This is a genomic window from Streptomyces sp. B15 (genome assembly GCF_018070605.1).
GTDB lineage: Bacteria > Actinomycetota > Actinomycetes > Streptomycetales > Streptomycetaceae > Streptomyces > Streptomyces smyrnaeus.
Genome location: NZ_JAGPXJ010000043.1, coordinates 26,225 through 50,006 on the forward strand (window position 1 = coordinate 26,225; position 23,782 = coordinate 50,006).

The following is a 23,782-nucleotide window of genomic DNA, read 5'->3' on the forward strand; positions in this document are numbered from 1 at the left end:
TCACTTCTCGCTGCGGGAGTCCTCGAAGACCTTCGCGGTCGTCTCGGCGGCCTTGTCGATGTCGCCGCCGCCGTTCTTGTCCATCAGGACGACCTGGCCGATCGTGCTGCCATCCGCCCAGACGCACAGGTCGGCCTTCTGGGTCAGCACCGAGTAGGACTTGCACTTCATCGAGTCGCCGTCGAAGCCGGAGGGGGAGACCTCCTTGGGGTCGCCCGGGGACTTGCTGCCGGTGGAGCCCATGTTCTTCTCGGACTCCTGGAAAACCCAGTCGACGGCCTTCTCCGGGTCGTCCACCGAGCCGTAGGCGCCGGTGAACTGGAGCTGCTTGGTGGCGCCGGACTTGTAGCGGGCCTGCACGCCCTCATCGGCCGACATGCCCGGGATCTTGTCCTTGCTCTGGCCGAAGGCGCCCTTCTTGCCCTTGAAGGTCTTCCCCTCACCGTCGCGCTGGTACTCGCCCGCCACGGTGTTCGGAGTCGTCAGCTTGTAGGCGGGGCCGCCACCGATGACGCCGAACATGAACAGGCCGCCGATGATGGCGCCGACGACGACCAGGGCGCCGACCACGATGCCGATGGTCTTGCCCTTGCCCCCGCCACCCTGGGGAGGCATGGGCATACCCGGGTGTGCCGGCCCCTGCATCCCCGGCTGCGCCGGCGCTCCCGGCATCCCCGGCTGTCCGGGCTGGCCGTAGGGAGCGCCGCCCTGCGGCTGACCCTGCTGCGGGTAGCCGTAACCGGGCTGCGGCTGCTGCGGCTGGCCCTGCTGGGGGTAGCCGTACCCCGGCTGCTGCTGCGGCTGCTGCGACTGGCCCGGAGCGCCACCGTAAGGGCCGGGCTGGCCCGGCTGCTGCGGCTGCTGACCGTACGGCCCCGGCTCACCGTACGGGCCTGGCTGGTTGTGACTCATGGCGGCGCTTTCCCCTCCGTTGATGTGCTGAACGCGCTCGCACATCTTGACGGATGCACGACGAGAGCGCCGCACCGGGCGCCGAATCGGGGCCGGCTAGGAACCTAATCGTGAAAAAATCTCGGCGAGTTGTCCGGATATGCTCCGGAAGTCACCAGCGCACAGCCGCGACGGCGCCCGGTGGATCTCCACCGGGCGCCGTCGTCGGCCCGCTTCCGCCCCAGGCGCGCAGGGCGTCACTCGATCGGGACGCGGACGTCCTTGCGGACCTTGGCCGTCGTCTCGCCGGCCTCGGAGACCGGGGTGTCCTTGCCGCTGAGCACATCGGCGGAGGAGGCGGTCACCACGAAGCCGATGGTGCTGTGGTCGCCCCACATGCAGAACGGCATGGTGAAGCCCTTGATGCCCGAGCTGTCACCGGGGGGCGCGCTGTACTTGACCTTCTGGCACTTCATCACCGCGTCGTCGCCCAGCCCGCTGGGGTGGACCTCCTGCGGTTCGCCGTCCAGTTCCGCCTTGCCGCCGCCTCCGGTGTTGGGGTCCTCCTTGGCCTCCTTGGCCACCATCAGCAGCGCCGCGTTGACGACCGCCTCCGGGTTCTCGATCTCCCCGTAGACGCCACCGAAGTTGAGCTGCTTGGTCTCGAGCCCGGTGCCGCTCTTGTAGGCGGCGGAGACGTTCTTCGGGTCCTTGACGCCGAACTGCTCGAACTTCTGCTTGTCGGACTCGCTGAAGCCGCTGGAGGAGCTGTTCTCCGAGCCCGGCTTCTTGTCGTACTCCTCGGCGACCGTGGCGGGCGTGATCAGCTTGTACTTCTTGCCGTCGTCGGCGACCACGGAGTCGTCCTTGCCGCCGCCCTTCTTGCCGCCGCCGCCCCCGTTGTCGTCGTCCCCGCCGGTGAAGACGAGGACGCCGCCTATGACGGCCGCCACAACGACCAGGGCGCCGACGACGATGCCGATGGTCTTGCCCTTGCCGCCACCGCCCTGCGGCGGCATCGGCGGCCCCGGCTGGCCGTAGGGGCCGGGCTGCCCGGGCTGACCCGGCTGCCCCGGCTGGCCGTAAGGACCGGGCTGGCCGGGCATGCCCTGCTGCTGGGGGAAGCCGTATCCCTGCTGCGGCGGCGGTCCGGGGGGCTGCTGCGGCGCGCCCTGCTGCGGGTAGCCGTAACCCGGCTGACCGGGGGCGCCGCCGTACGGGTTGGCGCCGCCCTGCTGCGGCGGCTGCCCGTACGGACCCGGCTGTTGGCCGTAAGGACCGGGCTGCCCTGGCTGTTGGCCGTAAGGGCCGGGCTGGTTGTTACTCATGAGCGGCGCTTCCCCTCCGTGAACAAGTAGTCGAATGCGCTCCGCTCATAGTGACGGATGCCGCGCGCGCCCGCTGCACCGGTCCACAAACCGATTCGAGACCGGGACATCGGCGCCCGTACACTGGCCGTCGTGACCGACAACACTCAGCAGAGCCCGGACGCCAACGGGCCGAACAGCGCCATTCCCGCAGATCTGCCGACCCAGTACGCGCCGGCCGAGGTAGAGGGGAAGCTGTACGAGCGCTGGGTGGAGCGGGGCTATTTCGAGGCGGACGCCAAGAGCGGCAAGCAGCCGTACACCATCGTCATCCCACCCCCGAACGTCACAGGATCTCTCCACCTCGGACACGCCTTCCAGCACACCCTCATGGACGCGCTCACCCGCCGTAAGCGGATGCAGGGCTACGAGGCGCTGTGGCTGCCCGGCATGGATCACGCGGGCATCGCCACCCAGAACAAGGTCGAGCAGCAACTCGGCGAGGAGGGCAAGTCCCGCCAGGACCTCGGCCGGGAGGCCTTCGTCGACCGCGTGTGGCGGTGGAAGGAGGAGTACGGCGGCAAGATCCTCGGCCAGATGCGGCGCCTCGGTGACGGCGTCGACTGGTCCCGCGAGCGCTTCACCATGGACGAGGGCCTCTCGCGCGCCGTCCAGACCGTCTTCAAGAAGATGTACGACGACGGGCTGATCTACCGCGCCGAGCGGATCATCAACTGGTGCCCGCGCTGTCTGACCGCCATCTCCGACATCGAGGTGGAGTACCAGGAGGACGACGGCGAGCTGGTGCAGCTCAAGTACGGCGAGGGTGAGGAGAGCGTCGTCGTCGCCACCACGCGTGCCGAGACGATGCTGGGCGACACCGCCATCGCCGTCCACCCCGACGACGAGCGCTACCAGCATCTGATCGGCAAGCTGATCAAGCTGCCGCTGACCGACCGCTCCATCCCCGTCGTCGCCGACAGCCATGTCGACCCCGAGTTCGGCACCGGCCAGGTCAAGGTCACCCCGGCGCACGACCCCAACGACTTCGAGATCGGGCGCCGCCACGGGCTGCCCATGCTCACGGTGATGGACGAGCGCGGTGTGATCACCGCGCACGGGCCCTACCAGGGCCTGGACCGGTTCGAGGCGCGCTCGGCCATCGTGGCCGCGCTGCGCGAGCAGGGCCGGGTGCTGGAGGAGAAGCGCCCCTACGTGCACAGCGTCGGGCACTGCTCCCGCTGCAAGACGACGATCGAGCCGCGGCTGTCCATGCAGTGGTGGGTCAAGGTCGCCCCGCTCGCGCAGGCCGCGGGTGACGCCGTCCGCGACGGCCGGGTCACCATCCACCCCGCCGACATGTCGTCCCGGTACTTCGACTGGGTCGACAACATGCACGACTGGACGATTTCCCGCCAGCTGTGGTGGGGCCACCGCATCCCGGTCTGGTACGGGCCCGAGGGCGAGGTCGTCTGCGTCGGCCCCGACGAGGAGCCGCCCACCGGCGAGGGCTGGCACCAGGACCCGGACGTCCTGGACACCTGGTTCTCCTCCGGGCTGTGGCCGTTCTCCACGCTCGGCTGGCCGGACAGCACGCCCGACCTGGAGAAGTTCTACGGCACCGACGTCCTGGTCACCGGCTACGACATCATCTTCTTCTGGGTCGCGAGGATGATGATGTTCGGCATGTACGTGATGGAGGAGCCGCCCTTCCACACCATCGCGCTGACCGGCCTGGTCCGCGACGAGCACGGCAAGAAGATGTCGAAGTCCTTCGGGAACGTCGTCGACCCGCTGGACTGGATGGACGCGTACGGCTCCGACGCGCTCCGCTTCACCCTGGCCTCCGGCGCCAACCCGGGCACCGATGTGCCGATCGGCGAGGACTGGGTCAAGGCGTCCCGCAACTTCGCCAACAAGCTGTGGAACGCCACCCGGTTCGCGCTGATGAACGGCGCCACCGTCCAGGGCCCGCTCCCGGAGGCGAGTGAGATGGCGGCCACCGACCGCTGGATCCTCTCCCGGCTGAACGAGGTGCTGGCCGAGGTCGACGGCTACTACGACGACTACCAGTTCGCGAAGCTCTCCGACGCGCTGCGGCACTTCGCCTGGGACGAGGTCTTCGACTGGTACGTCGAGCTGTCCAAGACCACCTTCGCCAAGGGCGGCAGGCCCGCCGAGGTCTCCCGCCGCGTCCTGGGCGAGGTGCTGGATGTGACGCTGCGGCTGCTGCACCCCGTGGTCCCGTTCGTCACCGAGACCCTGTGGACGACGCTGACGGGCGGTGAGTCCGTCGTCGTCGCACCCTGGCCGCAGGACTCCGGCTTCCGGGACGCCGCCGCCGAGCAGGAGATCGCCACGGTCCAGCAGGCGGTGACCGAGGTACGCCGCTTCCGCGCCGACCAGGGCCTGCAGCCGGGCCAGAAGGTCCCGGCCCAGCTCGTGCTGGACGGCACCGACCTGGTGGACCACGAGGACGCCATCCGCCAGCTGCTGCGGCTGCAGCCCGCCGGGGAGGGCTTCCAGGCCACGGCCTCGCTGTCGGTCGCCGGTGCGACGGTCGGCCTCGACCTGTCGGGCGCCATCGACGTGGAGGCCGAACGCAAGCGGCTCGCCAAGGACTTGGCCGCCGCCGAGAAGGAACTGGCGCAGACGGGGGCGAAGCTGGCCAACGAGGCGTTTCTGGCAAAGGCGCCGGACCATGTGGTCGACAAGATCCGCGGCCGCAAGGAGGCGGCGGAGGCCGACATCGCGCGGCTGACCCAGCAGCTGGAGCGGCTCTGACCTTTTTCCCGCCGTGATGGCGAGCACCACTGCCGAGGTGACCGGCGGTGCCGGACCGGCCTGAGCCGGTCGGGCATCCGCCGGTCAGGTCGTACGCGGTGGGTCGCCGTTGCGGCGGGAAATCCATGCGGAGGTCTCCCCTTACGGCCGGGAAACCATGCGGAGCTCTTCCGTAGACTGGGGTGCGTGAGCGACGCGTCCCAGCCCCACGAACCCGAGCCCGACTCGCCCGATCCCTCCTCCTTCGAGGAGATCGTCGGTGCGGAGACCGACCGCGACCCCGATCTGGCGGTGATCGAGGCGGGCAGCCGCACCCTGCGCGCCCAGGCGGGGCCCCCGCAGCCGGAGGTGGTGCCGGCCAGGCCCGAGGACCCCGAGGTCGACCGGGCACTGCGCCAGGTCGAGGAGGAGCTGGCCACCCGCTGGGGCGAGACCAAGCTGGACCCCTCGGTGCAGCGTATCGCCGCGCTGGTGGACGTGCTGGGCGAGCCGCAGCGCTCCTACCCGTCCATCCACATCACCGGCACCAACGGCAAGACCACCACGGCCCGCATGATCGAGGCGCTGCTCGGCGCCTTCGAGCTGCGCACCGGGCGCTACAGCTCGCCGCATGTGCAGTCGGTCACCGAACGCATCAGCGTCGACGGCGCGCCGGTCTCCGCCGAGCGCTTCATCGAGACGTACCAGGACATCAAGCCGTACGTCGAGATGGTCGACGCGCAGCAGGAGTACCGGCTCTCCTTCTTCGAGGTGCTCACCGGTATGGCGTACGCCGCGTTCGCCGACGCGCCGGTGGATGTGGCCGTCGTCGAGGTCGGGATGGGCGGCACCTGGGACGCGACCAACGTCATCGACGCGGGCGTCGCCGTCATCACCCCCATCTCCCTCGACCACACCGACCGGCTCGGCGACACGCCCGAGCGGATCGCGGTGGAGAAGGCCGGGATCGTCAAGCCGGACGCCACCGTGGTGCTGGCCCAGCAGCCGGTGGAAGCCGCGTCCGTGGTGCTGAAGAAGGCCGTCGAGGTGGACGCCACCGTCGCCCGTGAAGGCATGGAGTTCGGCGTCGCGGACCGGCAGCTGGCCGTCGGCGGACAGCAGCTCACCCTGCGGGGGCTGGGCGGCGAGTACCCGGACATCTTCCTGCCCCTGCACGGCGCGCACATGGCGCACAACGCCTGTGTGGCGCTCGCCGCCGTCGAGGCGTTCTTCGGTATCGGCCAGCAGCAGGCCCGCACCCTGGACATCGATGTGGTGCGTCAGGCGTTCGCCTCGGTCTCCTCGCCGGGCCGGCTGGAGCTGGTGCGCACCAGCCCGTCGGTGCTGCTGGACGCGGCGCACAACCCGGGCGGGGCGCAGGCCACGGCGCAGGCCGTCAGCGAGGCGTTCGACTTCAGCCGGCTCGTCGGCGTGGTCGGGGCCAGCGCGGGCAAGGACGTACGCGGGCTGCTGGAGGCGTTCGAGCCGATCTTCGCCGAGGTCGTCGTCACCCGGAACTCCAGCCATCGCGCGATGGACGTGGACGAGCTGGCCGCCGTCGCCGTCGAGGTCTTCGGCGACGAGCGGGTGCAGGTCGAGCCGCGGTTGGACGCGGCGCTGGAGGAGGCCGTCACCCTCGCCGAGGAGGAGGGCGAGTACGCGGGGGCCGGGGTGCTGGTCACCGGCTCGGTCATCACTGTCGGCGAGGCCCGGCTGCTGCTGGGAGGGAGGCAGTAGATGCGAACGCTGTGCGCGTCCACGCTGATCGGTGAGTTCTTCGTGATCGGGTTCGCCGGATTGGTCGCGATGCAAACGAGTGACCTTTCGGCGGCGACCGTCTGGACGGTCAGCGGAATCGCCATGGCGCTGTGCGTACTGCTGTGCGGCTTCATCGCCCGACCGGGTGGCGTCCAGCTCGGCTGGGCGCTGCAGATCGGGCTGATCGCCAGTGGATTCGTGGTCCCGGCGATGTTCTTCCTCGGCGCCTGTTTCGCGGGGCTGTGGTGGGCCTCGGTGCACTTCGGCAAGAAGGTCGACGAGGCGAAGGCGCGCTTCGCGGCCGAAACCGGACCCGCGGCCGAGGCCGAACCGACGGCCTGACGCCGAAGGCGCGCGGCAGGGGCGTGAAAAGGGGCGCGAGGTGCGGCGCAGAGCGGCGGAAAAGTGATCCCCGCCGTCAGTGCGGCCGCTGGCCGCAGGTAGCCTCTGCTCACCGTATGACCGCAGCCAAGGAGCCGCACACATGAGCCAGCGCACCCTCGTCCTCCTCAAGCCCGACGCGGTCCGCCGTGGCCTGGTAGGCGAGATCATCGGCCGTATCGAGCGCAAGGCGGGCTGGTCCATCGCGGCCATGGAGCTGCGCACGCTGGATCGCGCCACGCTGGAGCAGCACTACGCGGAGCACGAGGGCCGCCCCTTCTACGAGCCGCTGATGGAGTTCATGGCCTCGGGCCCGTCCGTCGTCATGGTCGTCGAGGGCGAACGGGTGATCGAGGGAATCCGCGCGCTGGCGGGTCCGACCGACCCGATCGCGGCCGCTCCCGGCTCGGTGCGCGGCGATTTCGGGACCATCGTGCGGGAGAACCTGATTCACGCCTCGGACTCGGAGGAGTCCGCCGAGCGGGAGATGAAGATTTTCTTCCCCGCTTTTTCCTGAGCCGACCTCGCCCGACGCCGGATCGACCGCCCGAGGCGGAATGGATCGGGGCTCGGCTCCGACACGACGTCACCATTACGGTGGCCGTTCGGACTTCCGCCGACAATGGCGGAGGAACCGTCTCCACGTGTTCGAGCAAGCGCGTCTACGATGGAAGCCTCGCGCTTTGAGCATGCCAGCGCGGTAGTCCACCTCCTTCCGTAGCCGCACACCACATCGCCCCACTTGGAAGGCCAGACGCATCCATGGGAACCAACATGTCGTTCATCGGCCGTGATATGGCTGTCGACCTCGGGACCGCCAACACGCTGGTGTACGTCAGGGGTCGCGGGATCGTCCTCAACGAGCCGTCCGTCGTCGCGATCAACACCAACACAGGCGGAATCCTGGCGGTCGGCGCCGAGGCGAAGAAAATGATCGGCCGCACCCCTGGCAACATCGTGGCCGTAAGGCCCCTGAAGGACGGCGTCATCGCCGACTTCGAGATCACCGAGCGGATGCTCCGCTACTTCATCCTGAAGATCCACAAGCGGCGCTATCTCGCCCGGCCCCGCGTGGTGGTGTGTGTGCCCTCCGGTATCACCGGAGTCGAGCGCCGCGCCGTCATCGAGGCGTCCACTCAGGCGGGTGCCCGTCAGGTGCACATCATCGAGGAGCCGATGGCCGCGGCGATCGGCTCCGGACTGCCGGTCCACGAGGCCACCGGCAACATGGTGGTGGACATCGGTGGCGGCACCACCGAGGTCGCTGTGATCTCGCTGGGCGGCATCGTCACCGCGCAGTCGATCCGGGTGGCGGGCGACGAGCTCGACAACGCGATCATCCAGCACATCAAGAAGGAGTACAGCCTCCTGCTCGGCGAGCGCACCGCCGAGAGCATCAAGATCACCATCGGTTCGGCGCACGACCTCGACAAGGACGAGCACACCGAGATCCGCGGCCGTGACCTGGTCAGCGGGCTTCCCAAGACGGTGGTGATCTCCGCGGGCGAGGTCCGCAAGGCCATCGAGGAGCCGGTCAACGCGATCGTCGACGCGGTCAAGACCACCCTCGACAAGTGTCCGCCGGAGCTGTCCGGCGATGTGATGGACCGCGGCATCGTGCTCACCGGTGGTGGCGCCCTGCTGCGCGGCCTGGACGAGCGGCTGCGCCGCGAGACGGGCATGCCCATCCACATCGCCGAGGACCCGCTGGACTCGGTCGCGCTGGGCTCCGGCAAGTGCGTGGAGGAGTTCGAGGCGCTCCAGCAGGTGCTCGACGCCCAGCCGCGCCGCTGAGCGCCACGGGCATCTGCTCGCAATAACTGACCGTTCAGCGGCGGGTCGTTCGAACGCAGTGGCGGCCCCCGCCAATGCACCCCGCGGACGCGGGGCTGCCCCAGAGAAAGGCACGGCCGCCGCACGTGAGGGACACCCGAGAAAGTCGGCTGCTGCTCGTCCTGCTGATCGCCATCGCGTTCGCACTGATCACGGTGGATCTCAGAGGGGGCGAGCAGTCTCCGCTCGACGGAGCGCGGCGGTCGGCCGCCTCCGTCTTTGGCCCGGTAGAGAACGGCATGGCCACGGCGGTCGACCCGGTCGGCAACGCCATTGCCGCTGTCCGTGACTCGGGTGCCCGCCACGACAGACTCAGCCGTCTGGAGCAGGAGAACGCGGCGCTGCGGCAGAAGCTCGGCTCCACCGACCGCAACCGCTCACGGGCCAACGAGCTCGACAAGCTCCTCAAGACCGCCGGCGCGGGCGGCTACGGCGTCAAGGGCGCCCAGGTCATCGCGATCGGGGCGGCCCAGGGCTTCTCCTGGACCGTCACCATCGACGCCGGCCGGGAGGACGGGCTGCGCCGCGACATGACCGTCCTCAACGGCGACGGGCTGGTCGGCCGCCTCACCACCGTCGGCCCCAGCACCTCCACGGTGCTGCTCGCCAACGACCCCGACTTCACCGTCGGTACCCGGCTGGAGAAGAGCAACGAGCTGGGCTTCGCCACCGGACGCGGCGGCAACGCGCTCAATGTCCAGCTGCTCAACGGCAAGGCCAAGGTCAAGAAGGGCGACCGGCTGGTCACCTTCGGCTCCAGCAACGACAAGCCGTTCGTACCGGGCGTCCCGGTGGGCGAGGTCACCAAGGTCAACCGGAACAAGGGCGACCTCACCCGTACGGTCCGGGTGCGGCCCTACGTCGGCTTCACCCGGCTCGACGTGGTCGGCGTCGTCGTCAAACCGCCGCGCAAGGACCCGCGCGACAAGGTTCTCGAAACCAAGAACCCGCCCAAACCCAAGCCCGCCCCCACGGTGACCGTGACCAAGACGCCCAGCGGTACGCCCTCGCCCAGGAGCTGATCCCCGTGTACCTCAACCGGATGCTGCTCTCGGCCGCTCTCGTGGTCGTCGCCCTGATGCTCCAGGTCACCGTTTTGGCCAGACTCCAACTCCCCGGGGCCGTACCGGACCTGCTGCTGCTGGTCGTGCTCGCCCTCGCCCTGGTGTACGGCCACACCGCGGGCGCGCTCGTCGGCTTCTGCGCCGGGCTGCTGGCCGACATCGCCCCGCCCGCCGACCACGCCGTTGGCCGCTACGCGCTGGTGCTCTGCCTCATCGGCTACGCCGCCGGGCTGACCAAGCCGGAGGCCGGCCAGCACCGCTCGGCCACCGTGCCCATGCTGGTGGTCGCCTCCGCCGCCATCGGCTCCACACTGCTGTACGCGGGCGTCGGTGCGCTGGTCGGGGACACCGTGGCCCGTCAGGTCGGGCTCAGCGGGCTGCTGATCACCGCCACCATCTACGACCTGCTGCTGGCGCCGTTCGTGGTGCCGCTGATCATGTCGCTGGCGCGGCGCGGCGAGAAGGACCCGATCGGGGCCGAGCCCGGCGGCGGCAGCGCGGACGGCGGTATGCGCGCCTACGGGTGGCTCACCTCGGGCGCCGGCTTCAGCGCCTCGGCCGGCGGCAGCCTGCTCAGTAAGGGCGGCAAGGGCGTCAAGGCCGGGAAGCGCACCCCCCGCAACAAGACGGTGAGCCTGGGCGGCCGCAGCAAGGCGGGCAAGATCAAGGGGGTCAAGCGGCTGTGACGAATGCCCACCCTCCCCCAGCCTCCGGCCGGGGGTGCCCCCAGCCCGACCACCGCCCCACAAGGAGGCGCTACGCGCCGTGACGAATATCCCCGAGACCGGTCGTTCCTCCCGCGTCACCATTCGGCTGGTCGTCATCCAGATCCTGGTGGTGTCGCTGCTGCTGACCCTCGGTGGCCGGCTGTGGTACATGCAGATCCGCAACGGCGACGAATACCAGAAGGAGGCCAAGGGCAACCACGTCCAGCAGGTGGTCCAGCCCGCGACGCGCGGCGCCATCCTGGACGCGCGCGGTGTGCCCATCGCCGACAACGAGACCCGGCTGGTGGTCTCCGCCTCCCGCACCGAGCTGATGAAGCAGGACGACGACGGCAAGGCCGTCCTCGAACGGCTCGCCAAGGTCCTGGACATGTCGCCCAAGACCGTCAAGGAGAAGGTCCGTCTCTGCGACGCGGACACCTCGCAGCCGTGCTGGAACGGGTCGCCCTACCAGCCGATCCCGGTCACCGACGACGCCAAGCCCCAGCAGGCGCTGCAGATCCGGGAGCGTTCGGAGGACTTTCCCGGGATCACCGCCGAGCCGGAGGCCGTCCGCCGCTATCCGGCACCGTACGGGGCCGACACCTCGCAGGCGCTCGGCTACCTCTCGCCCGTCACCGACGAGGAGATCGAGAAGGCCAAGGACACCGATTCGCCCTTCCTCCCCTCCGACGAGATCGGCCGCAACGGCCTGGAGCGGGCCTACGACAGCGAGCTGCGCGGCTCCTCGGGCGTCACCCGCTACGAGGTGGACAACCTCGGGCGGGTCATGGGCGAGGCCGAGAGCGACAAGGCGCGCCCCGGCTCCAACCTGGTCACCTCGATCGACTCACGGGTCCAGGCCGTGGCCGAGAAGCAGCTCGACCAGGCGATGAAGAACGCCCGCAAGGAGTTCGACAAGAACACCGGCCGCAACTACAAGGCGGACGCCGGTGCCGTCGTGGTGATGGAGAACAAGACAGGCCGTGTCGTCTCCATGGCCTCCAACCCCGAGTACGACCCCAACGCCTGGGTCGGCGGCATCTCCGGCAAGGAGTACGCCAAGCTCACCGGGAAGAAGTCCAACTATCCGCTGCTGAACCGCGCCATCCAGGGCCTGGCGGCGCCGGGCTCCATCTTCAAGGTCATCTCCACCACCGCCGCGGTCAAGGCCGGCTACCCGTTCAACGGCAAGTACAACTGCTCCTCGGACTTCGAGGTGGGCGGCCAGGTCTTCAAGAACTACGAGTCCAAGGGCTACGGCAACATCGACCTCGGCCGCGCCCTGGAGGTCTCCTGCGACACCGTCTTCTACCGCCTCGCCTACAAGGAGTGGAAGAAGGACGGCGGGAACCTGCCCAAGAAGGGCGCCAAGGACTGGTTCTACAAGGCCGCACACCAGTTCGGTCTCGGCAAGAAGACCGGGATCGACATCCCCAACGAGGTCAAGGGCCGGGTCCCGGACCGGGAGTGGAAGAAGAACTACTGGGAGGCCAACAAGGACGCCTGGTGCAAGCAGGCCGACAACGCCAAGGGCACGCCCAGCTACGCCGAGAAGATCGCCAAGGAGAACTGCGTCTCCGGTATGAAGATGCGCGCCGGTGACAGCGTGAACTACTCCATCGGGCAGGGCGACACCCTCGTCACCCCGATCCAGATGGCCACCATCTACGCGGCGCTCGGCAACGGCGGCACCATGTACGACCCCACCCTCGGCAAGGCCGTCGTCAGTGCCGACGGCAAGTCCGTCAAGGAGATCAAGCCGAACCCCCACGGGAAGCTGCCGCTGGGCGACAAGACGCTCCGCCAGATGGACAAGGCCCTCCAGGGGGTGGCCACCCGGGGTTCGGCCGCCTGGCGGTTCGGCGAGGCGGGCTGGCCGCAGGACAAGATCAAGCTGCGCGCCAAGACCGGTACCGCCGAGGTGGCGGGCAAGCAGACCACCTCCTGGCTGGCCACCTACACCGACGACTTCACCATCGTGATGACCATCTCCCAGGGTGGTACCGGCTCCGGCGCCTCCGGGCCCGCCGTGCGCAACATCTACGACGCCATGTACGGCGTCGGGAAGGACGGCGGCATCGACAAGAGCAAGGCGCTGCTGCCCAAGCCCGAGACCGGTCTGCCGAAGATCGACAAAAACGGCACCATCGTCGCCGAGCGCGACAAGCGGCCCGCGGACAAGAAGTCCGCGAGCCCGTCCGCCTCGCCCACCGACCGCAGCCCCACCGCCTCACCCCCGGGGGAGACGCCACGGGCCCGCGGCGAGGCCGCGGTCGCACGCAACGAGGGCGAGCAGCAGCAGCGCCGCAGAGACGGGGCCCGGCAGGTCAGCGACGCCCGTGAACTGGCCGGAGGTGAGCGCCCATGAGCGCTAGGACGTTCGCCCTCGGCGGCTACGGCCCACGCCGCCGCTCGGCCTGGGACCGGTTGACCGCACGTGACTCGATCGTGTGGCGGATGGACTGGATGATCCTGCTGTCGGGTGTCGCGCTCGCGGTCATCGGCTCGCTCCTGGTCTACTCCGCCACCCGCAACCGCACCGAGCTCAACCAGGGCGACCCGCAGTACTTCCTGGTGCGGCACGTCATCAGCCTGGGTATCGGTATCGCGCTGATGATCGGCACCGTCTGGCTGGGCCACCGCAGACTGCGCAGCGTCGTACCGGTGCTCTACGGCATCACCGTGCTGCTCGCCGTCTGCGTCCTCACCCCGCTCGGCGCCACGATCAACGGCTCGCGGGCCTGGCTGAACCTCGGCGGCGGCTTCACGGTCCAGCCCGCCGAGTTCATCAAGATCACGGTGATCCTCGGCATGGCGATGCTGCTCGCCGCCAAGGTCGACGCCGGCGACCGGGAGCACCCCGACCACCGGACCGTGCTGCACGCGCTCGCCATGGCGGCGCTGCCGATCGCGATCATCCTGATGATGCCCGACCTCGGCTCCGTGATGGTGCTGGTCATCATCGTGCTGGCCGTGCTGCTCGCCTCCGGCGCCTCCAACCGCTGGATCATCGGGCTGTGCCTGGCGGGTGCCGGGGGAGCGGTGCTGGTGTGGGCGCTGGGGCTGCTCGACGAGTACCAGATCAACCGGTTCGCCGCCTTCGCCAACCCGGCGCTCGACCCGGCCGGCGTCGGCTACAACACCAACCAGGCCCGCATCGCCATCGGCTCCGGCGGCCTCACCGGCAAGGGCCTCTTCGAGGGCACCCAGACGACCGGCCAGTTCGTCCCCGAGCAGCAGACCGACTTCGTCTTCACGGTCGCCGGCGAGGAGCTGGGCTTCGTGGGCGGCGGGCTGATCCTCGTCCTGCTCGGCATCCTGATCTGGCGGGCCTGCCGGATCGCCCGCGAGTCGACCGAGCTGTACAGCACCATCGTCGCGGCCGGGGTGATCGCCTGGTTCGCCTTCCAGGCGTTCGAGAACATCGGAATGACGCTCGGCATCATGCCGGTGGCCGGTCTGCCGCTGCCGTTCGTCTCCTACGGCGGTACCTCGATGTTCGCGGTGTGGATCGCGGTGGGGCTGCTGCAGTCGATCCGGACGCAGCGGCCGATAGCGGCATAAGTCCCGGTCTGCCGGGGCCGGGGGGCGGTGCGCGGCCCCCCGGCCGCCGAGCAGCCGACAGGGCGGGCGTGACCAACCGTTACTCTGGACGACTGGCCCTGTCCCCCTCCCCGGCTCCGGCCGGGGCACCCGCAGAAAGCGCGCCCCACATGCCCGTCGAATCGGTCTTCCCCCAGCTAGAGGCCCTCCTCCCGCACGTTCAGAAGCCGATCCAGTACGTGGGCGGCGAGCTGAACTCCACCGTCAAGGAATGGGACGAGGCGGACGTCCGCTGGGCTCTGATGTATCCGGACGCCTACGAGGTGGGCCTCCCCAACCAGGGCGTCATGATCCTCTACGAGGTGCTCAACGAGCGCCAGGGCGTCCTGGCCGAGCGCACCTACAGCGTCTGGCCGGACCTGGAGAAGCTGATGCGGGAGCACCAGGTCCCACAGTTCACCGTCGACGCGCACCGCCCGGTCGGCGCCTTCGACGTGTTCGGGGTCTCCTTCTCCACCGAGCTGGGCTACACCAACCTGCTGACCGCTCTCGAGTTGTCCGGTATCCCGCTGGAGGCCAAGGACCGCACCGAGGACCACCCGATCGTGATGGCGGGCGGACACGCGGCGTTCAACCCGGAGCCGATCGCCGACTTCCTCGATGTCGCGGTGATCGGCGACGGCGAGCAGGCCGTGCTGGAGGTCACCGGGATCATCCGGGCCTGGAAGGCAGAGGGCCGCCCGGGCGGCCGCGACGAGTTGCTGCTGCGGCTGGCCAAGACCGGCGGCGTTTACGTACCGCGCTTCTACGACGTCGAATACCTGGCCGACGGCCGGATCTCCCGCGTCGTGCCCAACCGCTCCGGCGTCCCGTGGCGGGTGAGCAAGCACACCGTGATGGACCTGGACGAGTGGCCCTACCCCAAGCAGCCGCTGGTCCCCCTCGCGGAGACGGTGCACGAGCGGATGTCGGTGGAGATCTTCCGCGGCTGCACCCGTGGCTGCCGCTTCTGCCAGGCGGGCATGATCACCCGTCCGGTGCGGGAGCGGTCCATCACCGGCATCGGCGACATGGTCGACAAGGGGCTGAAGAACACCGGCTTCGAGGAGGTCGGTCTGCTCTCCCTCTCCTCCGCCGACCACAGCGAGATCGGTGACATCGCCAAGGGCCTGGCCGACCGCTACGAGGAGGACAAGGTCGGGCTGTCCCTGCCCTCCACCCGCGTGGACGCCTTCAACATCGACCTGGCCAACGAGCTGACCCGCAACGGCCGCCGCTCCGGCCTCACCTTCGCCCCCGAGGGCGGCAGCGAGCGCATCCGCAAGGTCATCAACAAGATGGTCTCCGAAGAGGACCTGATCCGCACCGTCGCCACCGCCTACGGCAACGGCTGGCGCCAGGTGAAGCTGTACTTCATGTGCGGGCTGCCCACGGAGACCGACGAGGACGTGCTGCAGATCGGCGACATGGCGGTCAACGTCATCGCCAAGGGCCGCGAGGTCGCCAAATCCAACGACATCCGCTGCACGGTCTCCATCGGCGGCTTCGTCCCCAAGCCGCACACCCCCTTCCAGTGGGCACCGCAGCTGTCCGCCGAGGAGACCGACGCCCGGCTGGCCAAGCTGCGCGACAAGATCCGCGGTGACAAGAAGTACGGCCGCTCGATCGGTTTCCGCTACCACGACGGCAAGCCCGGCATCGTCGAGGGGCTGCTCTCCCGCGGTGACCGCCGCATCGGCGCGGTGATCCGCGAGGTCTACGAGCGCGGCGGCCGGTTCGACGGCTGGCGCGAGTACTTCTCCTACGACCTGTGGATGGAGTCGGCCGCCAAGGCGCTGGAGGGCACCGGCGTCGATGTCGACTGGTACACCACCCGCGAGCGCTCCTACGAGGAGGTGCTCCCCTGGGACCACCTCGACTCGGGGCTCGACAAGGACTGGCTCTGGGAGGACTGGCAGGACGCCCTCGACGAGACCGAGGTCCCCGACTGCCGCTGGGACCCCTGCTTCGACTGTGGCGTGTGCCCGCAGATGGACACCGAGATCCAGATCGGGCCCACGGGCAAGAAGCTGCTGCCGCTGACCGTGGTGAAGTAGCCGGCCGCGCCGCGGCCGTTACCGGATCGCCACACCCCCGGCCGAACCGCCCGGCGGGCTCGGCCCGTCCCCACCAGCGTGAACGGGTACCAGCACGGATATCGGCCGCGCCACGGCGCCGCCGCGGACACGAAGCAACCCGAAGGGTGCCTGACGGCCGCGGTGCGGCTGCCGGTGCGCATCGTGATGTTCGTGCTGGTCCTGCCCGTGAGGATGGTGTGGGACGGGCTGGTGCTGGTGGGACGGGCCCTGCGGCGCGGAGTGCTGGTTCCGGCCGGGCGCGCGCTGGCGTGGCTGTGGCGCACACTCGTCGTCGCCCCGGCGAGCAGCCTGTGGCGTGCCGTCCTCGCGCCGGTGTGCCGGGGCGTCGGGATCGCGCTGGTATGGACGGGCAAGGCCCTCTTCGTGTGGCCGTGGGTCGCCCTGTGGCGGTACGCGGTCGCTCCGGCCGGACGTGGTGTCGCCGCCGCCGTCGCTTTCGTGGTCCGGGCGCTGATCGTCGCCCCGTCGGCCTGGGCGTACGCCTGCCTGCTCACCCCGCTCGGCCACGCGCTGCTGGCCGTGCTGCGCGGGCTCGGCGGCGGGCTGTCCTGGCTGGGGCGGCAGCTGGTGCTGCTGCCGCTGGTGCTGCTGTGGCGGTATGTGCTGGCCCCGGTGGGGCGGGGCGTGGCCGCGGCCGCCGCCTGGCTGTGGCGGTGGCTGGTGGTGGCGCCGGTGGTGGGCCTCTACCGCTGGGTGCTGACCCCTCTCGGGCACGCGGCGGTGGCCGTGGTGCGCGGAACCGGTGCCGCGCTGGCGTGGCTGGGCCGGTATCTGCTCGTGGTGCCCGCTCTGGCCCTCCACAGCTGGGTCCTCGCCCCCTTCGGGCGGGGCGTCGCGCTGGTCGTACGGGAGATCGCCGCCGCCCTCGTCATCGCCTGGCAGGTGGCCGGCCGGGTGACGGTGGTGGTCTTCCGGTTCCTCGGACGGATGGCGTACGTGCTGCTGGTGGCCCCTTTCGTGGGGTTGTGGCGCTACCTGCTGGCCCCCCTCGGACGGGCGCTGCGCGACCGGCTGTGGCGCCCGCTCGCCACCGCGGCACGTGCGGTGGGGCGTACGGCGGGCCGCGGCCTGAGGGCTGCCGGACGGCCGGTGCGGGACGCGCTTCGCTCGGCGCGGGAATCGATGCGCGCGACACGGGCAGAGATACGGCGTGCCCTGCGGGGAGCCCCCCGGCCCGAGGCCCAGGGAGTGCCCCGCTCGAAGGAGCGGGAGCCGCTGCCCCAGGGCAGCCGCGTACCCTGGGCACCAGGATCATCCGCACGAACCCGGGCTTCCCGGCCGTCCGCCGGGGTGCCGCCCGGTCGCGAAGGCCGCAGGTGAGGCGCCTCGACACGGAGGGCGTCGGCCTGGTCGGTGCGGACTTCCGCCTTCGTACACGACGCATAGCCGAACCCATCAGACATGGACGGTCGCGCCTTCGCGCACCGCCCGGCACCGAGGAGAGAACCACTGGGCAAGCGACAGCCCGAAGGCCCGCCGCCCGCACCCACCGTGCAGCGCCTCCGCCTGCGCTACACGAAGCGAGGCCGCCTTCGGTTCACCAGCCACCGCGACTTCCAGCGCGCGTTCGAAAGAGCACTGCGCCGGGCCGAGGTCCCCATGGCGTACTCCGCCGGTTTCACCCCGCACCCCAAGGTCAGCTACGCCAACGCCGCCCCCACCGGCACCGGCAGCGAGGCCGAGTACCTGGAGATCGCCCTCGTCCAGCAGCGCGACCCCGAACAGCTGCGGGCGCTGCTCGACAGCTGTATGCCGGACGGCCTCGACATCGTCGACGCGGTCGAGGCACGCGGTTCCGACTTCAGCGACCGGCTGGAGGCGTCCGTATGGGAGCTGCGGCTCGACGGCGTCACCCCGCAGCAGGCGCAGCAGGCGGCGGACGCGTTCTTGGCGGCCGAGTCCGTCGAGGTGCAGCGGCAGACCAAGAAGGGCCTCCGCTCCTTCGACGCCCGGGCTGCCGTCCGCTCACTGACGGTCGCGGGCCAGGACGACGGACAGCCGACCGGGCAGCACGCCGAGGCGGACACCGCCGCCGATGCGGCCGGCTCCACCGGCACCGATAGGCCGGGCAAGGGGGCCTGTGCGATACTGCGCCTGGTAGTACGGCACGTGACACCTGCCGTACGACCCGACGACGTCCTGTCCGGTCTCCGCGCTACGGCCGACCTGGCGCCGCCGGTCCCCGCAGCGGTGACCAGGCTGGCGCAGGGGCCGCTCGATGAGGAGAGCGGCACGGTGACCGACCCGTTCGCACCTGACCGCGACGCGCTTCCGGAGCCCATCGGCTCAGGGATCTCCAGCGCCGCGACGGTGCCGGGCGGCGCCGCGTAGGACAGCCGCCGAAGCCGCGCCGCCGCCGACGACGCACGCCAGGGAGCCACCCGGGCAGCCGTAGGCCAGGCGAGCGCACAGACCAAGCAGACTTTCGCCGTAGCCGGGCCGGACAAGGGCCGGAACCGGCGAGTGAGACGACAAGCTCCCGCGCGGCGCCCGCGCCCCGGAGAGCGATCCGCCCGCAAGGGCGGGCCGCCCCGGACCTCACGAGCGCGGCGCCCGGGAGCGTGACGGGAGAACCGCCCGCATGCTCGAACCAACTGAATCCAACGAAGCCGAGGCAGCCGCAGCCGGTTCCGCCGCTTCCGCGGAAGCCCCCGCCTCCGGCGGATCCACCGCGTCCGGCGGGTCGGTCGTCGGCAGTGGAACCACTGTCGGCGGCGGAGCCGCCGGAGCGCCCGAGACCGCCGGTGGTGCGCTCAGCACGCCGAGCGACAACCTGCCCCCGCGCCGCCGCCGCGCCGCCAGCCGTCCCGCGGGACCGCCGTCCACGGCGGACACCGGGGAGCCGGTGAGCAGCACGGACACCGGTGGGACCGGAAGCTCGGCGACCGCCGGGGCCGGAACGCCGACCGTGCGCGACAGCGCCGAGGACACCTCGGGGGAGGCCGGAGCCCAGAACGGCCCGGCCCCGGACGACTCGGGGAGCGACACCGCTCCTCAGGCCCCCGCCGACATCGCTCCGGCGCCCGCCGCCCGCACCCGCCGCCGCGCCACCCGCAAGGCGACCGCCCCGGCCGGCTCACCGCCGCCGGCCCAGCCCGCCGAACAGGCCGAGGCAGCCGAACAGACCCGGGCCGCCGAACAGACCGAGGCCGCCCCGCAGCCGGAGACCGCCGGTGGCACCGTCGAGGTGGGCACCGAGCCGCCGAAGACCGGCAGCCGCCGCCGCGCCACCCGTAAGGCCACCGCTCCCGCGGGCTCGCCCGCTCCGGCGGAGTCCACCCCCGAGCCCGAGGCGGCCGAGTCCGAGGCGGCGACGCCCGAGGCGCCGAAGGCCCGTACCCGCCGTCGTGCCACCAGCCGCAAGGCCGCCGACGCCGCCCCGGCCGAGGAGACGGCGCAGTCGCCCGAGGAGCAGAAGCCCGCGGCTGCGCGTCGTCGCAGCACTCGTGAGACCTCCGCACCCGCTGAGACCTCCGCGTCCCCCGAGACCGCTGAGGCCTCCGCGTCCGCCGGGACGGCTGAGGCCGCCGAGAGCGCCGAGGCGCCGAAGACGCGCGGTCGTCGCCGTACCGCCACCCGCAAGGCCGCCGCTGCCGCCGACGCAGCGGCCGATCCGGAGACCGGGACCGGGACGGGGACCGAGACCTCCGCCGAACCCGCCTCCGGCGGACGTACGCGGCGCCGTGCGACCCGTGCGGGTTCCGCGCCCGCCGCCACCGAGGCGACGGAGACCGTCGAGGCCTCCGCGCCCGCCGAGACCACCGAGGCCGCAGCGGCCCCCGAGCAGGGTGCGGCCACCGAGACGTCGGCTCCTGCCCGTACGCGTCGCCGGGCGACCCGTAAGGGCACCGAGGCCGCGGAGTCGGCCGGAACCGCCGATTCCGACCGCCCCGCCTCCGACAGCGGCAAGGCCGCCAGGACCGGCTCGAAGGGCAAGGCTGCCAAGGCCGCCAAGGCGACCGAGGAAGCCGGGACGGCCGAGGCGCCGCAGGAGGCCGAGCCGAAGGTCGCCAGGGGCTTCGAAGCCCCCCCGACCGGGACACCCCGGACCGGCGAGCAGGGCGAGAAGTCCGAGACGCGTGGCGGACGGCGTAAGCGTCCCGCGCCGCCCGTGGCGATGTTCCAGCCGCCCGTCTTCACCGAGCCGGCCTTCCAGACCCCGCAGTCCGCCGCCGCTGCCGCCGAGGCCGAGCGCCGGGCCGAGGCCGAGGCCGAGGCGGAGACCGAGCCGGAGCCGGAGACCGAGACCGGGGCCGCGATCGAGGAGGAGGCCGCCACTCCGCGCCGTCGCCGTCGCCGCCGCGCGGAGTCGGCCGAGCAGCACGCCGCCGAGCAGCAGCCCGCCGCCCGCGACGAGAGTCGGGACGAGCGGGAGGACCGCGAGGACCGCGAGGGCGGCGACCAGGACACCGAGGGCGAGGAGCAGGAGGGCGCCCAGGCGGACGAGCGTCCCGCACGCCGCCGCCGTCGGGGCGGCCGCCGTCGGCGCCGCGGCGAGAGCGCCGAGCAGGCCGAGGGCGCCGAGTCCGACGAGGCCGACGAGCCGGAGGAGCGCCCCGAGGCCGCCGAGGAGACCGAGGCCGCCGGGCGGGCCGCTGCGGACGCAGCGGACGCAGCGGGGGCCGGCGAGGACGAGGGCGAGGCCACCGGTGGCACCTCCTCCAGCAGCTCGCGCCGTCGCCGCCGTCGCCGCCGCCGCTCCGGTGACACGGAGGCCCCGGCCGGTGAGACGGTCGCCTCGGAGGACCCCGAGCGCACCGTCGTCAAGGTCCGTGAGCCCCGCAAGAAGAAGGACGAGCCCTCCGACGAGGTGCAGGCCATCAAGGGCTCCACCCGGCTGGAGGCCAAGAAGCAGCGCCGCCGCGAGGGCCGCGAGCAGGGCCGTCGCCGGGTTCCGATCATCACCGAGGCGGAGTTCCTCGCCCGTCGCGAGGCCGTCAAGCGCGAGATGATCGTGCGGCAGAGCGGTGAGCGTACGCAGATCGCCGTCCTGGAGGACGATGTGCTGGTCGAGCACTTCGTCAACAAGGAGCAGTCGACCTCGTACGTCGGCAATGTCTATCTCGGCAAGGTGCAGAACGTCCTGCCGTCGATGGAGGCCGCCTTCGTCGACATCGGCAAGGGCCGCAACGCCGTGCTGTACGCGGGCGAGGTCAACTTCGAGTCGCTGGGCATGGGCAACGGCCCGCGCCGGATCGAGACCGCGCTCAAGTCCGGCCAGTCGGTGCTGGTGCAGGTCACCAAGGACCCGATCGGCCACAAGGGCGCCCGGCTGACCAGCCAGGTCTCGCTGCCGGGCCGCTACCTGGTCTATGTGCCCGAGGGCTCCATGACGGGCATCAGCCGCAAGCTCCCGGACACCGAGCGCTCGCGGCTCAAGCAGATCCTCAAGCGGGTGGTGCCCGAGGGCGCCGGCGTGATCGTCCGTACGGCGGCCGAGGGCGCCAGCGAGGACGAGCTGCGCCGCGACGTCGAGCGGCTGCAGGCGCAGTGGGAGGACATCCAGAAGAAGGCCCAGAAGGGCAACGCGCCCACGCTGCTGTACGGCGAGCCGGACATGACCGTCCGCGTGGTGCGCGACATCTTCAACGAGGACTTCTCCAAGGTCATCATCAGCGGTGACGAGGCCTGGGAGACCATCCACGGCTATGTCTCGCACGTGGCTCCCGATCTGGGCGACCGGCTCCAGAAGTGGACCTCGGACGTGGACGTCTTCGCCACGTACCGCATCGACGAGCAGCTGGCCAAGGCGCTGGACCGCAAGGTGTGGCTGCCCAGCGGCGGTTCGCTGGTGATCGACAGGACCGAGGCGATGATCGTCGTCGACGTCAACACCGGCAAGTTCACCGGCCAGGGCGGCAACCTGGAGGAGACGGTCACCAGGAACAACCTGGAGGCGGCCGAGGAGATCGTGCGCCAGCTGCGGCTGCGCGACCTCGGCGGCATCATCGTGATCGACTTCATCGACATGGTCCTGGAGTCCAACCGGGACCTGGTGCTGCGCCGCCTGCTGGAGTGCCTGGGCCGGGACCGTACCAAGCACCAGGTGGCGGAGGTCACCTCGCTGGGCCTCGTGCAGATGACCCGTAAGCGGGTCGGACAGGGGCTGCTGGAGTCGTTCTCCGAGCAGTGCGTGCACTGCAACGGGCGCGGCGTCATCGTGCACATGGACCAGGCCGTGGCCGCCGGTGCGGGTGGCGGCGGCAAGAAGGGCAAGAAGGGCAAGGGCAAGGCGGACAAGGGCGAGGCGAAGGGCGGCGGCCAGCAGGTCGCACAGCCGCACCCGGCTCCTGCCGAGCCCGTCCCGGCGGAGCCCGAGCCCTCGCCCGCGACCGCGCCGGCGGCTGCCGCGGTGGAGCCCTCCGAGATGGCGGCCGAGTCCGCCGACGTCTCGACGGCGGCCCCCGCGCCGGTGGAGTTCGTACCGGACGACGAGCTGTTCAACAGCGCCGCCGAGGCGGAGGCAGCAGCGGCTGCCGCGCGTGGTGGACGTGGCCGCCGGCGGGGCAGCCGCAAGGCGAGTGCGCCCGCGGGCTCGCCGAGGGCGACGGCGGGTGAGACCGCCGAGGTGGTCGAGCCGGCGACACCGGAGCCCGCCGCTTCGGAGCCCGCAGTGTCGGAGCCCGCGGTCCCGGAGGCCGTCACCGCCGAGCCCGCTGCGGTCGAGCCCACCGCCCCGGCACCGGCCGGGCCCGCGGCCGACGTGGCCGCGCCGGTTGCCGAACCGAGCGCGGAGCAGGCCGAGGCGGCCACCGAACCCGCCACCGGCGCCCGGCGTCGCCGTCGGGTGACGCGCAAGGTCAGCGCTCCGGCCGGGGCGCCGCGTACCGGGGAAGACACCGCCGCCGTGCTGGTCGTCCCGTCGGACGAGGCGGCCGCTCCGGCTGCGGCCGCCGAGCCCGAGCCGGTGGTCGGCGAGGTCGTCACCGATGTCGCGCCGGTCCGGCCGCGGCGGCGGGTGACGCGGACCATCACCACCACCGCTCCGGCGGAGGAGGGCGAAGCCGTCGCCCCGGCGAAGAAGACCGCCGCGAAGAAGGCGGCGAAGAAGGCCCCGGCCAAGAAGACGGCCGCGAAGAAGACCGCCGCCAAGAAGACGGCGGCGAAGTCGGCGACGAAGGCGGCGGGAAAGACGGCGGGAAAGACGGCGGCGAAGAAGACCGCCAAGAAGTTCGCGGCCAAGAAGACGGCCGCCGCCGAGCAGGAGGGTGGAGCCGGAACCTCGGTGTCCGCCGCCACCCCCGAGGAGTGACCCGCACCTCCGGGCAGTGACCCGTCAGGCGGGGAGGGCCCGTCCCTCCCCGCCCGGCTCGGGCCCGGCCTACGGGGCCTCCGAAAGAACCCCAGGTCCGTATGGGGTACCCTTGACCGTCGGCGTGTCCTCACCCGGGCGCGCC

At 71.2% G+C, this 23,782-nt stretch carries 16 protein-coding genes; 14 read left to right on the plus strand and 2 right to left on the minus strand.

Features of this window, described 5'->3' with window-relative positions:
- Window positions 1–615, minus strand: coding sequence for a hypothetical protein (locus tag KBY19_RS19925; RefSeq protein WP_307843566.1), 615 nt, complete (start codon window positions 613–615; stop codon window positions 1–3).
- A 12-nt stretch (window positions 616–627) separates the two neighbouring features.
- Between KBY19_RS19925 and KBY19_RS37550 the strand changes: the two genes are divergently transcribed.
- Window positions 628–1,020 (plus strand): hypothetical protein, encoded by a 393-nt coding sequence (locus KBY19_RS37550; RefSeq protein WP_307843567.1) that lies wholly within the window; start codon window positions 628–630, stop codon window positions 1,018–1,020.
- A gap of 128 nt (window positions 1,021–1,148) precedes the next feature.
- On the opposite strand, the gene KBY19_RS19930 is transcribed toward KBY19_RS37550, so the two are convergent.
- Window positions 1,149–2,219 (minus strand): hypothetical protein, encoded by a 1,071-nt coding sequence (locus KBY19_RS19930; protein ID WP_099880800.1) that lies wholly within the window; start codon window positions 2,217–2,219, stop codon window positions 1,149–1,151.
- A 132-nt stretch (window positions 2,220–2,351) separates the two neighbouring features.
- Between KBY19_RS19930 and KBY19_RS19935 the strand changes: the two genes are divergently transcribed.
- From KBY19_RS19935 to KBY19_RS19995, 13 genes are all read left to right on the plus strand, one after another.
- Window positions 2,352–4,982, plus strand: a complete 2,631-nt coding sequence (locus tag KBY19_RS19935) for a valine--tRNA ligase (protein ID WP_099886494.1) — start codon at window positions 2,352–2,354, stop codon at window positions 4,980–4,982.
- 186 nt (window positions 4,983–5,168) lie between these two features.
- Complete coding sequence (locus KBY19_RS19940; RefSeq protein ID WP_099880798.1) at window positions 5,169–6,698, plus strand: folylpolyglutamate synthase/dihydrofolate synthase family protein; 1,530 nt, start codon at window positions 5,169–5,171, stop codon at window positions 6,696–6,698.
- Entirely contained in the window at window positions 6,699–7,061 is a 363-nt protein-coding gene (locus KBY19_RS19945) for a DUF4233 domain-containing protein (protein WP_210966334.1), read from the plus strand.
- A 142-nt stretch (window positions 7,062–7,203) separates the two neighbouring features.
- Window positions 7,204–7,617: a nucleoside-diphosphate kinase gene (ndk, locus tag KBY19_RS19950; RefSeq protein WP_099880794.1), complete on the plus strand. Its 414-nt coding sequence runs from the start codon at window positions 7,204–7,206 to the stop codon at window positions 7,615–7,617.
- A gap of 257 nt (window positions 7,618–7,874) precedes the next feature.
- The gene (locus tag KBY19_RS19955) at window positions 7,875–8,894 is read left to right on the plus strand and encodes a rod shape-determining protein (protein ID WP_099886493.1); all 1,020 of its coding nucleotides are present in this window, start codon (window positions 7,875–7,877) and stop codon (window positions 8,892–8,894) included.
- Window positions 8,895–9,019: 125 nt separating this feature from the next.
- Complete coding sequence (mreC, locus tag KBY19_RS19960; RefSeq protein WP_099886492.1) at window positions 9,020–9,955, plus strand: rod shape-determining protein MreC; 936 nt, start codon at window positions 9,020–9,022, stop codon at window positions 9,953–9,955.
- Window positions 9,956–9,960: 5 nt separating this feature from the next.
- On the plus strand, window positions 9,961–10,683 hold the full coding sequence (gene mreD / locus KBY19_RS19965; RefSeq protein WP_210955332.1) for a rod shape-determining protein MreD: 723 nt from the start codon (window positions 9,961–9,963) through the stop codon (window positions 10,681–10,683).
- Window positions 10,684–10,762: 79 nt separating this feature from the next.
- A complete protein-coding gene (mrdA, locus tag KBY19_RS19970; RefSeq protein ID WP_185016841.1) occupies window positions 10,763–13,072 on the plus strand; it encodes a penicillin-binding protein 2 in 2,310 nt (769 codons plus the stop codon).
- Window positions 13,069–14,268: a rod shape-determining protein RodA gene (gene rodA / locus KBY19_RS19975; RefSeq protein ID WP_099880788.1), complete on the plus strand. Its 1,200-nt coding sequence runs from the start codon at window positions 13,069–13,071 to the stop codon at window positions 14,266–14,268. The genes mrdA and rodA overlap by 4 nt, the downstream gene beginning before the upstream one ends.
- A gap of 149 nt (window positions 14,269–14,417) precedes the next feature.
- The gene (locus KBY19_RS19980) at window positions 14,418–16,343 is read left to right on the plus strand and encodes a TIGR03960 family B12-binding radical SAM protein (RefSeq protein WP_185016840.1); all 1,926 of its coding nucleotides are present in this window, start codon (window positions 14,418–14,420) and stop codon (window positions 16,341–16,343) included.
- A 78-nt stretch (window positions 16,344–16,421) separates the two neighbouring features.
- Window positions 16,422–17,705 carry a hypothetical protein gene (locus KBY19_RS19985; RefSeq protein ID WP_210955333.1) on the plus strand — a complete coding sequence of 428 codons (1,284 nt, stop codon included), beginning with the start codon at window positions 16,422–16,424 and terminating at the stop codon, window positions 17,703–17,705.
- Between the two features lie 171 nt (window positions 17,706–17,876).
- A complete protein-coding gene (locus KBY19_RS19990; RefSeq protein ID WP_307843568.1) occupies window positions 17,877–18,716 on the plus strand; it encodes a TIGR03936 family radical SAM-associated protein in 840 nt (279 codons plus the stop codon).
- 250 nt (window positions 18,717–18,966) lie between these two features.
- Entirely contained in the window at window positions 18,967–23,637 is a 4,671-nt protein-coding gene (locus tag KBY19_RS19995) for a ribonuclease E/G (protein ID WP_210966335.1), read from the plus strand.
- Window positions 23,638–23,782: the final 145 nt, after the last annotated feature.